This is a genomic window from Paenibacillus filicis (genome assembly GCF_038070315.1).
Classification (GTDB): Bacteria; Bacillota; Bacilli; order Paenibacillales; family NBRC-103111; genus Paenibacillus_G; species Paenibacillus_G filicis.
Map to the genome: position 1 here is coordinate 348,623 of NZ_JBBPCC010000001.1, position 13,620 is coordinate 362,242.

General features: G+C 50.6%; 13 protein-coding genes. 7 read left to right on the plus strand and 6 right to left on the minus strand.

Going from position 1 to position 13,620, the window contains the following annotated elements; all coding sequences use genetic code 11:
* Positions 1-26: 26 nt before the first annotated feature.
* From WMW72_RS01640 to WMW72_RS01660, 5 genes are all read right to left on the minus strand, one after another.
* On the minus strand, positions 27-365 hold the full coding sequence (locus tag WMW72_RS01640; protein ID WP_341413658.1) for a metal-sensitive transcriptional regulator: 339 nt from the start codon (positions 363-365) through the stop codon (positions 27-29).
* 230 nt (positions 366-595) lie between these two features.
* Positions 596-1,576, minus strand: a complete 981-nt coding sequence (locus tag WMW72_RS01645; protein WP_341413659.1) for a PfkB family carbohydrate kinase — start codon at positions 1,574-1,576, stop codon at positions 596-598.
* Positions 1,577-1,654: 78 nt separating this feature from the next.
* Entirely contained in the window at positions 1,655-2,386 is a 732-nt protein-coding gene (locus tag WMW72_RS01650) for an SDR family NAD(P)-dependent oxidoreductase (RefSeq protein ID WP_341413660.1), read from the minus strand.
* 47 nt (positions 2,387-2,433) lie between these two features.
* The gene (locus WMW72_RS01655; protein WP_341413661.1) at positions 2,434-3,495 is read right to left on the minus strand and encodes an NAD(P)-dependent alcohol dehydrogenase; all 1,062 of its coding nucleotides are present in this window, start codon (positions 3,493-3,495) and stop codon (positions 2,434-2,436) included.
* A gap of 25 nt (positions 3,496-3,520) precedes the next feature.
* Entirely contained in the window at positions 3,521-4,219 is a 699-nt protein-coding gene (locus tag WMW72_RS01660) for a ThuA domain-containing protein (RefSeq protein WP_341413662.1), read from the minus strand.
* Between the two features lie 112 nt (positions 4,220-4,331).
* On the opposite strand from WMW72_RS01660, the gene WMW72_RS01665 reads away from it, so the two are divergent.
* The 7 genes from WMW72_RS01665 (at position 4,332) to WMW72_RS01695 (ending at position 12,663) form a co-directional block, all read left to right on the plus strand.
* On the plus strand, positions 4,332-5,192 hold the full coding sequence (locus WMW72_RS01665; RefSeq protein ID WP_341413663.1) for a helix-turn-helix domain-containing protein: 861 nt from the start codon (positions 4,332-4,334) through the stop codon (positions 5,190-5,192).
* A gap of 325 nt (positions 5,193-5,517) precedes the next feature.
* Positions 5,518-6,795: an ABC transporter substrate-binding protein gene (locus tag WMW72_RS01670; RefSeq protein WP_341413664.1), complete on the plus strand. Its 1,278-nt coding sequence runs from the start codon at positions 5,518-5,520 to the stop codon at positions 6,793-6,795.
* A 71-nt stretch (positions 6,796-6,866) separates the two neighbouring features.
* The gene (locus WMW72_RS01675; protein ID WP_341413665.1) at positions 6,867-7,748 is read left to right on the plus strand and encodes a carbohydrate ABC transporter permease; all 882 of its coding nucleotides are present in this window, start codon (positions 6,867-6,869) and stop codon (positions 7,746-7,748) included.
* Positions 7,748-8,575 (plus strand): carbohydrate ABC transporter permease, encoded by an 828-nt coding sequence (locus tag WMW72_RS01680; protein WP_341413666.1) that lies wholly within the window; start codon positions 7,748-7,750, stop codon positions 8,573-8,575. The genes WMW72_RS01675 and WMW72_RS01680 overlap by 1 nt, the downstream gene beginning before the upstream one ends.
* Before the next feature lie 115 nt (positions 8,576-8,690).
* A complete protein-coding gene (locus WMW72_RS01685; RefSeq protein WP_341413667.1) occupies positions 8,691-10,475 on the plus strand; it encodes a sensor histidine kinase in 1,785 nt (594 codons plus the stop codon).
* A gap of 11 nt (positions 10,476-10,486) precedes the next feature.
* Positions 10,487-11,563: a response regulator transcription factor gene (locus WMW72_RS01690; RefSeq protein ID WP_341413668.1), complete on the plus strand. Its 1,077-nt coding sequence runs from the start codon at positions 10,487-10,489 to the stop codon at positions 11,561-11,563.
* A gap of 227 nt (positions 11,564-11,790) precedes the next feature.
* Complete coding sequence (locus WMW72_RS01695; protein ID WP_341413669.1) at positions 11,791-12,663, plus strand: arylamine N-acetyltransferase family protein; 873 nt, start codon at positions 11,791-11,793, stop codon at positions 12,661-12,663.
* A gap of 13 nt (positions 12,664-12,676) precedes the next feature.
* Here WMW72_RS01695 and WMW72_RS01700 read toward each other — a convergent pair whose 3' ends face one another.
* Positions 12,677-13,618 (minus strand): SDR family NAD(P)-dependent oxidoreductase, encoded by a 942-nt coding sequence (locus WMW72_RS01700; RefSeq protein ID WP_341413670.1) that lies wholly within the window; start codon positions 13,616-13,618, stop codon positions 12,677-12,679.
* Positions 13,619-13,620: the final 2 nt, after the last annotated feature.

A 13,620-nucleotide genomic window follows, 5' to 3' on the forward strand; every position in this document is an offset into this window, starting at 1 on the left:
CTGCGCATCTTGGTATAAGGACTGTTTTATTTAATCAGCTTATTCATCGTCGTCATCAGTTCGGTCAGCACATCCGTATCGCCTTCCTGGATGCGCTCGACGACACAGCTTCTCATGTGATGCTCCAGCAGCAGCTTACCGACTCCGTTCAAGGCGGACTGCACCGAAGCGATCTGATTCAAGACATCGTCACAGTACGTATCCTTCTCAATCAATCCCTTGATCCCGCGTATCTGCCCTTCGATCCGGTTCAACCGGGCCGTCAGACTCGCCTTGGTCTTCTCGGAATGATGACTTTTCCGCACCGTCTCGTCCCCGGAGCAGCAAGCTTCAGTCTCCCCATGTGTATGATTAGACGTTTCCATCTCTCTCCCCCTGTTTCTGGTTCCGGCATTCATGCTCCTAGCTCCCATTGTAAAAGACATCCGGGTTGTTTTCAACACTCGGGTCCTTCCCCATCTCGGGGAAAACAGTGAAGCTGAGCGGCTCGAATGAAATCTCAAGGGGACTAGGAAATGAAACTCACATACAGATGAGGTTAATATCAAAATTCAGGCGCCCCCGGATTAGCTCCGCTATTTCAGCGCAGGAAGGGTCATCTGTTCGCTGACTCCAGGATTCGCAAGACTTCCTCCTCAGAAGGCATGGCGGGAATAGCTCCGACCTTCGTCGTCGCGAGCGCCCCAGCCGCATTCGCGAAGCGAATCGCCTCTACGGCAACGTCGTCCACGCGCAGCTTGATCTCCCCTGTACGCTCCAGATGCTCCGTCAGCTTGGCGAGCAATCCGGCGACAAAGGCATCCCCGGCCCCGGTCGTCTCCGCCACTTGCACCTGATGGCCTGGGAAGCTTCCGCTCGTTGTCCCGTCGGTAAAAAAGCACCCGTTCCCGCCCTGTGTAATGACAACGAGCTTCGGACCTTGCGCCAAAATATCGTAAGCGCTCTCTTCCAATGAGCGGAAGCCTGTTATAAATTCCATTTCTTCCTCACTGATTTTCACAAGGTCCGCGAAACGAAATGCCGCCCGGATTTCACGCCTGGCCGTGGCTTCATCCTCCCACAAGCCCAGACGCAAATTAGGATCATACGAAATGAGCAAGCCATGCTTCTTGGCCCATTCCAGCGCTTGGTTCGTCGCGGAGCGAACCGGCTCTAAGCTGAGGCTGACCGAGCTGAAATGAAAGATCTTCCCCACGGCCACAGACGCTTCGTTCAAGTCTGAAGGCGCAAGCCGCATATCGGCGCCCGGATTGCGATAGAAGATACAATCCCGTATGCCGCTGGACCGGTTCGCAATGAAGGAGAGCGTCGTGCGCGCTTCCTCATCCACGCTCATGCCTCCTACCTCGACACCAGCGTCCTTCAGCTCCTTCGTCAAAAACTCCCCGAAAGGATCGCGCCCGACTTTTCCGATAAAGCTTGCTTTTCTGCCCAGCTTGACAAGACCGGCCGCCACATTTGCCGGCGCTCCTCCGGGGGCCTTCGTGAAACCGCTGCTTTCCGCCAAAGAACAATCTACGTCGGCGGAGACGAAATCAATCAGCAATTCGCCCAAACATACAACATCCGTTTTCATCCCTCTGCCCTTCCCCTTTGTAGGTTTTTGGCCTTGACGCGCCCGCTTCAAGCGTCTCGCCCAGCTTCAAGCTTCGGGTCACCACGCCATCCGCTCCCCTTTGTTATCCACAAATAACGGCCGGTCTCCGACCGCTTCCGCACCCAGGCGAACAATCGTCTCTGCAATGTACGCTGCCGCTTGTTTGGGGGTTAATTCCGCTGTCGTGTCAAGCTCGCCGCCGTTCATATAGGTTTGCATCCAGCCCGGGTAGATCACCAGTACCCTTCCGCCTTCTTTCTTCAAGTGGTTATGAAGAATATTCGATTGAATATTAAGCGCAGCCTTGGACATGCAGTAGCCGTACCAGCCTTTCCTCTCCTGCTGCTCAATTTGTCCTGCTTCCGAAGAGATGTTGATGATCAGCTTGCTGTCACTGTTCATGATCAGCTTGACCAGCGCCTTCGTCATCCGCAGCGGCCCCACAGCATTCACGTCAAGCTCTTTCATCATATGATTGAAATTGAGTTCATCATAGACCGTTACGTCCCTTTCCAGAAGAACTCCGGCATTGTTAATCAGCATATCGAGTTGATCGGTGTGCTGCGAGATCACCTCTCCCACTCGCTTGATGCTGTCATCGCTCGAGACATCCATCTGAATCGGAACAATCCGATCACCATACTGCTCCGCCAGATTGTCAAGCTCCTTCCATTCTGCTAGATATTTCCCTGCGAACACCTTATATCCCCGCTTGAGGAAGTTTTCGGTCAATTCGAACCCCAAGCCTCGGTCCGCTCCCGTAATGCAGATGGTTTTGATTTTGCTCATAAGTATCTTCCTCCGTCTATTTCATACTTGACCTTGCATGTGACCGTCTACACGTTATGTTTGTCCGGATAAATCATGATCTTGATGCTCGTATCTTTGTGAGTACGGGCCGTTTCAATCGCATCCTTGATCGCATGGAGAGGGAATTTGTGCGTAATCACGCGCCGGATGTCCTGCTTGCCCTTGCTCAGGGCCTGAATGGCCGCCGAATACGTATTCGCGTAACGGAACACGCCGTAAATGTCCAATTCCGAGTCCACCAGATGAGCCACATCCAGTGGGATAGTCTCCGCTGCGGGCAGACCGATGAACACAATCGTCCCTCCACGCTTCACGAGTCGTATACTATCCGATATTGCCCTGGCATTTCCTGAGGTTTCGATCAGGACGTCAAAGCCCATGAAGCCCTGAAGATGGCTAAGCTGAGCCTCCATAGGACCTTGCGAGGGGTCCACAACGCCCGTGGCCCCCATCTCCTCGGCCAATTCACGACGGAAGGCCACCACATCGCTCCCGTACAGCTCGTTCACGCCGAACAGCTTGGCGGCTTCCATCGCCAGCAGCCCGATCGGGCCTAATCCCGTCACAAGCACGGTATGCTCCGGCTTGATGTTAGCCCTTCGCATGGCATGAAACCCAACCGAAAGAGGCTCGAGCAATGCCCCCTCCTCAAAGCTCATCTCGTCAGGGAGCTTGTATAGAAAATCGCTTCTTACTGCGACAAATTCGGCCCAAGCTCCATCCACAGGGGGCGTAGCCATAAAGACAACGTCCGGGCAGAGGTTGTACCGTCCGGACTTGCAATACTCGCATCGGCCGCAGGTCACACCCGGCTCGACGGCTACCCGGTCGCCTACCTGAACGTTAGTCACTCCGCCTCCCACGCTCACGACGGTTCCCGCCAGTTCATGCCCCAGCACGATCGGCTTCTCCACCACATAGCGGCCAATCCTGCCATGCTCGTAATAATGAACATCAGAGCCGCAAATGCCGATGCAATGAACACGAATGAGTGCTTCATCCCATTGGGGCTCGGGAATGTCCACCTGCTCTACCCGGATGGACAACGGCCGGTCCATCACCGCGGCTTCCATTTTAGGCTTCTCCATCTGGCGATCCCTCCGTTTCAGATTTCTACAGTTGATGGGCCACCCAACGGACCGCTCTTCTCAGCAGCTCCTGGACTTCCGGTACGGCATACGCATGGCGGTCGTGGCCGAGCAGCGTCTGATACACGCGAGAATTACGGTAGGCGGAGGTCCAGGCCAGCGGCTCCTCCCGATTCGTTATATTCGACACCGCCGCATACAGCGGAACAATCTCTACGTCACCTTCCTGATTGAAGTAAAGCTCGTCCTGAATGTCGAAGCTGGCGATGCCTTGCGTGATCGGATGAGACTCGTCCAGCATGCGAACCCGGAAGGTGCCATAGTCGTCGTGAGCGCTTTCACCGTGATGGTTCCATGCCCGCGGCACGATGCGGCGATATTCCGGCCAGTCGGAAGCCCCGGCTTCCGGCAAGGAGAAGTGGAACGCGCCATTGGCGAAATGCAAAATGACAATGCCCTTTCCTTGTTCGCCGAAAGCGATCACATTGGCCTTTGCCTGCTCACTGAGCCCGGACGGATCATGCCAGTTGCAATAGTTAAAGGCAAGCACATCAAATTCGTCCAGATTTCCGGCTAAAGCTTCAATATCCAGAGATACAGTTACGGAAATATTCGGGTCGGCCTGCAACGCTGCTTGAATAAGAGGGGTATTTTCCTCCCAATTGTGCCAGACATGATTTTGATTACCCGAAATAAGCAATACTTTTAATACTTGGTTAGACATACGATCCATCTCCTCGATTCATTTTGTCCTGTCTCTTGGCTTGATAATTGGCATCAATTCTTCTACTATTGGAAAAAGACAATCGTCCGTTATGATAGGAGCCTATTCAAAAATGACGACATCCCAGCCATTCCCACAACTGATCGAACATACAACTTCTCACTACCTTTTTTCCCATTGCAACCATCAGACGGTCTCCTCCATCCACTTCAAGGAGTGGAGGCTTCTTCCGTATACGGTCATTGTCTCCCCGCTCGTCGGGGAATGCTACTGTGAATACGAGTCAGGCGAAGTGGTCACCGCTGGCAGCGGAAGTACCCTGATCGTCCCGCCTTACGTCAAGCACAAGTACAAGATGGATATTGGAACGGTTCACTATGCGCATATTCATTACACCTTCATGCACAACATCGATATTTTGTCGCTATTTCATGTGCCGTCGGTCATCAAGGGGCCGGATAGCGACTCGATCGCCCGACTATTGAAGCGGCTATCCGAATCTGCGGAAAGCGTCTCTACGGACAAAATTTCGATCAAGACCATCATTCTTACTAAAGCGCTGGCTCTGGAGCTGCTCGTAGCCATTCTCGACGTTTCGAAAATTAAACAGGAAAGCACCGAATTCTTCTTTCATTTCTCGAAAATTTCCGCCGTTCTCGCCTACATCGATCAGAACATTGACAAGCCTATTACCCGCGAGGAATTGGCTGATTTGCTTGCGGTTTCAACGACACGCTTCCATTACATTTTCAACAATATAATGAAAATGTCCCCGATTCTTTATGTGAACAAAATTCGGTTGCAAAAAGCCCAAACACTTCTTGCGTCTACCGATTTGTCGGTCGGCGAGGTCGCGCTGAAAGCCGGATTTCCGGATATTCACCATTTCAGTAAGCAATTCAAGAAATGGACTGGCGTCTCCCCTTCTAAGTATAAAGAGAATTCGCGCGCTTCCTTCCTTCATATCGAATAACGCGGCACCCCTTGCCTCCGTACTCCCCTCCTTATCCTCTCTTTCCTGCCGACAGTGCCATTCTAATCGATCATTCCGTCTGCTGAAAATGGAACATCCGATTCAAGTTTTGTATTTTCCTCATGCGGTTTGTACATTCGTACTCCGCATTTGTTTTCTTGTACTGCCATGGCGTTAGTCTCCCCCTAACAAACAAATATCTGGGAAATGCTAATTAATTTATTACAGTCAGACAAACTAATTTTGTCCAGTTACAAACGTATGCCTCATTTATATAATTGCTCTGTAAACGCTCACAAAAAGTGAAATAAAGGGAGGCAACTTTGTGAAACAAATCCTAAAGCTCGTTACGGTACTGACGATTGTCCCGACTGTACTGGCTGCCTGCTCCAGCGGTTCCGGCTCCGAGGGCGGAAACTCGAAAGACGGGGTCAGAAAAGTAAAGCTGTCTATCATGCTCCCCCTAGCCGGCCGGTTCAAGGAACAGTTTGACGGATATTTGAAGCAATTCGCGGCCAAGCAGCTTGCGGAGAAAAACATCGAGGTCACCTACAATTTGGAGCTGCCTTCCGATGAGAACCTTCTTGCTACGAGACTGGTCAGCGGAGACGCTCCCGATATCTTCTCCTACAACTTCGCGACCAAAGGCGCTGAGTTCGTCAAAGGCGGCTACACGGCGGATCTTTCCGACCAGCCCTTCGTCGCCAAGCTGACGGACAGCATGCGCGAGGCTTCCAAAATCAACGGTAAAATATACGGCGTGCCGTTGGAAACCTTCTCTTGGAGCTACTTGTACAACAAGGACATCTTCGCGGCGAACAACGTGACGCCTCCGAAGACGCTGTCCGAACTGAAGGCGGTGACCGAAAAGCTGAAAAGCAACAAGGTCACGCCATTCGTCCTCGCGTACAAAGACAGCTTCGTCGCAGGCTGGCCGTTCTTCCTTAGTATGCAGTCCATTGTCAATACGAAGCTGCCGACCTGGTGGAACGATATGGCAACGGATAAAGCCTCCTTCAAGGATTTGCAGAATAACGGCTTGTTCGATGTCGTCGATCTGATCAATGCCAACGGCAACGCCAATGCCCTTGAGCTTGGCGCCGAGGACGGAATTGCCGACTTCGCGAACGGCAAAGCCGCCATGTTCGTCACCGGTCCCTGGTATTCCGAGAGCATCCTGAAGGTGAATCCCAAATTCAATCTAGGGCTCGGAGCCCTGCCGATCAACGACGATCCCCAATCGACCAAAGTTGTGCTCGCCATCACGACAACGCTGACCGCTTACCCGGAGGGCAAGAACAAAGACGTTGCGCTCGATTTCCTGAACTATATTCTTGACGACAAAGACTCTTCGGCTTTCTTCGAAAGCCTGAAATTCAACCAAGTGGCCAAGAACCAGAAGCTCCAAACGTTCCCTTGGAACGAAGAAGCGCAAAAAATCGTCGATGCCGGTCAAGGCTTCCTCGGCTTGACGCTTCCGGTCTCTGCGGATCAGGACAAGGATAAACTAGCACAAGCGTATTACGCCAAGTCCATCACCAGAGACCAGTATGTCGAAGCCGTTAACAAAACGTGGAAAAAATCCGTAGGCGCCGGTAAGTAAACGCAAGATTCGAAAAAAACGGCGATCGACTTTCGATTGCCGTTTTTATTCCTGACAGGTGGTGAAGCATCGTGAGCTACAAAACTAAACCTTGGATTACATTATTGGCTTTTTGCGCGCCAGCGCTGCTGTTCTATTCGGTTTTTCTGGTATATCCGACGCTCGGCGGTTTCTATTACAGCCTAACCGATTGGAACGGATTGTTTAAGGATTATACATTCATCGGCCTCAGCAATTATATCCATGCTTTTACATCCGATCCGCAGTTCATCCACTCGCTATTCTATACGCTGAAATATGTGGTCGTGATGGTGATTTTGCAAAATGCGATTGGATTGGGCCTCGCCTTAATCATCGAAACGCTGACCAAATCCAAGACCATATTCCGCACGCTCATTTTCATGCCGAATATGGTCAGTATTTACATTAGCACGTTGATGTGGGCATTCATCTTCTCCAGAGTCGCACCCAAGCTAGCGGAGTATACGCTTCTCAGCTTTCTCAACCAAGGCTGGCTCAGCACGCCCGGCATGGCATTTCTCTCAACCGTGATCGTGACCGTCTGGCAAGGCGCAGGCTACCTGATGATTATCTACATCGCCGCGCTGCAAGGCGTCCCCAAAGACTTGAAAGAAGCCGCCATGATTGACGGCGCTTCCACGCTTCAGCGGTTTTACCACATCATTCTGCCTTTGGTCATGCCGGCTATTACGATCTGCGTCTTCCTGACACTCAACAGCTCGTTTAAAGTGTTCGAGGTGGTGTATGCCTTAACCGGCGGCGGCCCAGGCTACAGTACGGAAGTCATCGCGCTTAATGTCTACCAAGAGGGCTTTTCAAGAGATCGGCAATTCGGATATGCCACCGCTAAAGCGATGATTCTGTTCTTTATGATCATTGTCATCACCTTTGTTCAAGTTACGTTTTTCAAAAAGAAAGAGGTGGAAGCCTAATGAAACCCAATCGCCTCTTGTCGTTCCTTGTGCTCCTCGTATTGCTGGTCGTATCGGTATTTTTCATGTTTCCAATCGTGCTGGCCGTGATCAACTCCTTCAAGACGCAAGGTGAGATGTTCAAATCCGTTCTTAGTTTCCCGACCCGCCTTCTACTTGATAATTACAAGTATGTGCTAACCGAAATCCATCTGTTGAACAATCTGTACAACACGACCGTTATCACGGTTCTTTCTGTAGTCGGCATTATCGCCTGCGGCTCGCTTGCCGGGTATAAAATTTCACGGACATCGGGAAAGCTTAGTCAACTGCTCTTTTTCCTGTTTTTCTCATCCATGCTCGTGCCATTTTATGCGATCATGTTTTCCCTGATTCAAGTAGCCAAGGTATTTCATGTTCAAGGCTCCGTGTACGGACTGCCGTTGATTTACATTGGACTAGGCGTCAACTTTGCGGTCTTCCTCTATCATGGTTTCGTCAAATCCATTCCTAGAGAGTTGGAGGAATCCGCCCATATGGACGGATGCGGCCAGTTGAAAACATTTACGCGCATTATTTTTCCACTTCTGCTTCCGATCACGGTCACGATCGCCATTTTGAACATTCTTTGGATCTGGAATGACTTTATGCTTCCTTTGATTATGCTGACCAATTATAAAAACTACACGCTGATTTTGGCGGCCAGCGTATTTTTCGGACAATATTCGACGGAGTGGTCTTATATCCTGAGTATTCTAGTGCTGACCTCTCTGCCTGTCGTCGTCATTTACCTTTTCTTTCAGCGTTTCATTATCCAAGGCATAGCAGATGGCGCCGTTAAAGGGTAATCTACGAAGGTATGGCAAGTTTGCGCAACCCGGTTAGTTGTGGTCTACTGTACAGTGAGGAGCGGAGGATCGTTGCGAGTTCACGCTTTATTGGACTGGGGGTAGGTGTAGACCGATGACCAATCACATCAAAAACAAGCTCATCTCTTCAAGCATCTCCTTCATCGAATATTTCTCAAGCAGCATCAAGAAAAAATTAATGCTCATGATGATGCTGATTACTTGCATCCCCGTCATTGCCGTCACGATCGTGGCGATCTCGGAGTCGAGGAGAAATTTGGAAGCGGAAATCCGTACCTCGAATCAATCCAATATCGAGTGGTCGGGAAAGTTCGTGGATGAGAAGCTGGATATGCTAGACAAACTGATGTTCTCCGTCATGGCGGATCTGACGATTACACGTTATTTGGAAGGTGATCTTGAAGCCAATTTACAATCCAAATACATGAATCAGTCCTATATTCTGAACAAGCTTCAATTGGTGTATTTGCCCAATTTGAGTTTTTTTGATGAAATTAGTCTATACAGCAGCTATGAAAACAAAAGCTACTCGATGATTAACGGTGATAGTCGGATTACCTCATATTCGTCCGGCTCTTTGCCGCTGCCGTGGGGAAGATTGGGAAATACGAAGCTCACCTTCCATATGGAGGGACAGCCATCCCCCCATTTCCTTATGTATCGTACGATGTTCAAATTTATCGACAAATCCGTCTTGGGCGGCGTGTCGATCAGCGTCAATTGGAGCATGCTTGACCCCATTCTGCAATCCATGAGAAGCGAGAAAGAAAGCCTGATCTTGATTATGGACCAGGCAGGCCGCGTGGTGCACTCGCTTCCGGAGTCTGATTACGATGCGCTAGAGCTTCAGAGCATTCAGACCGCCCTGTCTTCTGAAACATCCGACACTTTCGTCAAAACAAATACTCACTATATCTTCCAACAACCTGTCGGGAACGGCAATATGCGGCTTGTCAAGGCCATCCCGACAAGAGTCGTGTTGGAAAGCAATCGCGGCACGTTTTGGTTCAGCGTCTGCCTGGGTATCGGATTGCTCTTCATCTCGCTGGCCGCCTCTGTGATGCTGGCCAATAAAGCGACAAATCCGATCCTGAAGCTGGCGCGCGCTATTTCCTTCACCGCCGAATCCAACCATGACGGATACATCGAGACGACAAGAAACGACGAGATCGGATGGCTGGAGCAGAAATATTCGGAGATGATTCGAGCCCGTTACAGCATCTATATCGAAAAAAGAAACGCACAGTTCAAGGCTCTGCAGGCGCAGATCAATCCGCATTTTCTTCATAACACGCTGCAAAGTGTTGGAGCCATGGCCGTCTCCAAAAACGTGCCCGAAATCTATCAGATTATCCAAACGATCAGCAGTAATTTCAGATACACCATGTCTACGGGAAATGATTTTGTCACCTTGACCCAGGAATTGGAGCACGTTGACAACTATTTGAAAATCCAGAATTTCCGGTTCAGAGACAAAGTGGAGAAGCACTTTTACATCGACAAAACCGCGAGAAACGCTTCATTGCCGATTCTTATTTTGCAGCCGATTGTGGAGAATGCATTCGAACACGGCTTTCCTTATACGAAAGCGCCATGGATCATCCGAATCGACGTCGCCCGCCAGGCGGACAAAATCTGGATTATCATCGAAGACAATGGCATAGGCATAAGCCCGGAAAGACAAGAGGAAATTAATAAAAGACTGCTTGAGGACCCGGGTGATGTGATTGTGTCTACCGACAACATGGCCTTGCGGAACATTAACGCTCGAATCGGCATTCATTTCGGAAGGCCCTACGGCCTCATGATTGTGGCCAATTCGGAGAGACAAGGAACCATCGTCATCGTCACGCTCCCTTACATCCAATACAACGAATGAGGTCATGCCCGATGTTTACACTCATCGTCATAGAAGACGAGTATTGGACAAGAGAATTAATCAAGCAGTTCGTCTACGATACGAAGCTGGACATTCAGGTTGTCGGCGAGGAAGAAAACGGCGAGGACGGCTTTCGACTCATAGACAAGCACAAGCCCGATATTGTCATTACGGATATGCAGATGCCGCAGATGAATGGCGTTGAATTGCTGAAGCTCCTGGAACAGTATCATCCGGAAATCAAGCTGATCGTGCTGAGCGGACATGACGACTTCATCTATACGAAGCAAGCGATCCGTTCAGGGGCCATCGAATATCTGCTCAAGCCATTGGATAGGGAAAGCTTGAAGCAGGCTCTGCTGGCTTGTCTTGTCCGCATCACCAAAGAACGAGCCGGGCGGGCCGCAAGCTCGCTCATCATGCTTCCATCCGATATCCTGAATATTGTCGTACAGCACAAGAGAAGCATCAGTATCTATGTCAATGTAGGGAATATAGAAGCGATTCGTCAACTATTTGCCGAATGCTTCGAGCAGTTGAATACGAGGATCGAGGCTTACTCTTATCAATGGTGGCGCATCTATCAGGAATTCCTCAAGGAATTGGAGGAATTTCTATCCCTTTCCGACATCGACATGAAGGAGGTTTTTGCCGAGCTGCCATTCCTGCAGGGGGAGCAGGCTAAACTAACGACCGGCCCACAGGTTCATGGGGAACTGATAGCCTTGTACGAACAAGCCATCGCCCACATGGAGGCGCTTCGCAAAGCCAGGAAAAAAATTGATCTCAAAGAAATTCAGCAATACATCGTCGTTCATTATAGAGAACCGATCTCGCTGGAGATGCTCGCCACGAAATTTCACGTCAGCAAAGAGTACTTGTGTAAGGCGTACAAAACCCAGATCGGCGAAACCATGATGGATAACATTACTCGGCTGCGCATGGAAGCGGCCAAAGAAGCCATCCTGGAGGGCCGGCTTCCGATCCATTCTATTGCAGCCTCTGTTGGCTATAACGACGCTTCCTATTTCCATAAGGTTTTTAAAAAGTATTACGGCATGTCGCCTCTGGCGCTGCGTGAAACTTAGCCTAACTTTCAGCCCTAACAAAAATTATTTCCAACCAAGTTCTCAATATACGGTCATCCCCCGGCCCCCTTTTTCCTGGAGCATAGGAATTCACATTCACCAGTCTGTACCGGTACAGATACATGCTTTTCAAGTTGTAACGGACCTGCGATGCCATTACTATGAGAGTAACCATAGGTGTCTAACAGACAGCTGCAGGTCATACACCCAGGTAAGGGGGAAATGATATGTTGACCAAAGAAGAAATCAAAGCTTATTTAATGAGAATAGGGATCGCGGACATTCAGCCTCCCACTCTGTCCTATTTGTTCGAGCTGCACCGTGCCCATGTCCGGTCTGCCTCCTGGCAAACCATCGATATCGTGGCCGGCCGACATACACCGATCGGTGTTCACGAGTCCGTACAGCTGCTGAGCAGCGGCAGAAGCGGCTATTGCTTTCACTTAAATGGAGCGTTCAGCGAGCTGCTTCGATCACTTGGCTATCAGGTTGCCTGGCACCGGGCCGGTGTTCAGCCTCTGGGGCAGGAGCCGCGGATCAATTCCTTCCATCTGAGCTTGACGGTCACTCTGCCGGATGAGCATCAGCAGGAACAGCGGTGGATCGTCGATGTAGGACTGGGCGACATGCCTTACGAGCCTCTTCCACTTGAGATGGGAAGCTACGATCAGGGTTCCTTTTTGTATAAAGTCACCCCGTCAGGTGTGGCCCGTCACGGATGGCGGCTGGAGCATGATCCGCTCGCTTCGTTCCCGGGTGTCGATATTGCGCCTGAAGTTCTGACGACCTTGGACGAGTTCCAACAAAAGCATGACTTCTACAGCCAATCGCTGGAATCTCCTTGGCATCAATTGTTCCTGGTCCGGCAGAGACATGCGACAGGAAGCAATGAGCTTAGAGGCTGCGTGTGGAGCAGACGGGAGCTTCGCGATACGGTGAAGACCGAGATTACGACCCAATCGGTGTGGCGCGAAGTGCTTGCGGATGTATTTCAAGAGCATCTGGTCGCCTATAGCAAGGAGGAGCGGGATGATTTGTGGAACCGGGTTTGGAGCTTGCACGAAGAGTGGAAAAGAGCTAAGGCTGCTGTGAAGGAATAAAGATGGCAGTAGCTCAGCTTCCTTCAATCAGTGACAGGCTTAAGTCCCAAATTCTTTGCATGTTCCTGATATCCGAGGCGTGCCGAGGATAAGCCGTGGAGCCTAAGATGTTCGTCAATTGGGCAAAGCCCTGCTCGGTTGCAGCCACCTGCATCATCTCGCGCTTGTGATTGAACAATTGGCCGGTTACCTGCTTCAGCTCGTCGGAGGTAACAAGATAGTAGTAGGTATCAGCCATTCCGGATGATGGAGGGTTGATGAGATTTTGAGCCCGTGCCAGCATTCTCCAGGCCGGGCTCATTTTTTGAATGGTCTCTTTGGACAAGCGGACACGGTTAATTTGCAGTGCATTCACGTTGATACCCCGGTCTTTGAGCTCGTCCGCGAGCTTGAAACTGAGCATCAGCAGCGCCATCTTGGAGTCGCCGTACATTTTATAGGTGCTGTATGGCCTGCTGCCACTGTATTCCCCGCGCAGGTTATCGAACTCGATTTGTCTCTTCGGGTCAAAAAAATGCTTGATATTGGTCGTGCACGCGTGCAATACTCTTGGGTCCTGTGAGGCCGCCAGCCTCTCCGTAAGCAGCCGGGTCATCAGCAAGGGACCGAACGTATTGGTAGCAAAGGTCAGCTCGATCCCTTCGGGGCTGAGCTTGTATTCCTTTTCTCCATGGTTCAGGTAGGCGGCATTATGGATCAAGATGTCCAGTCGCGGATATTTGGCTTCATAAGCGGCGCAGAAAGCTCGGATGGAGGCAAAAGAAGACATATCCACCTGCAGCAGGTCTACATTCGGATTATTGGAAGCCCGGATAATCGCTTGCTGTGCCACTCTGCTGATCTCCAGGTTGCGGCAGGCCATGATCACATGATGTCCCTCTGTTGCGAATTTTAACGCGGCTGCTTTACCGATCCCGGAATTAGCTCCGGTGATGATCACTGTACGCTCTCTCATCG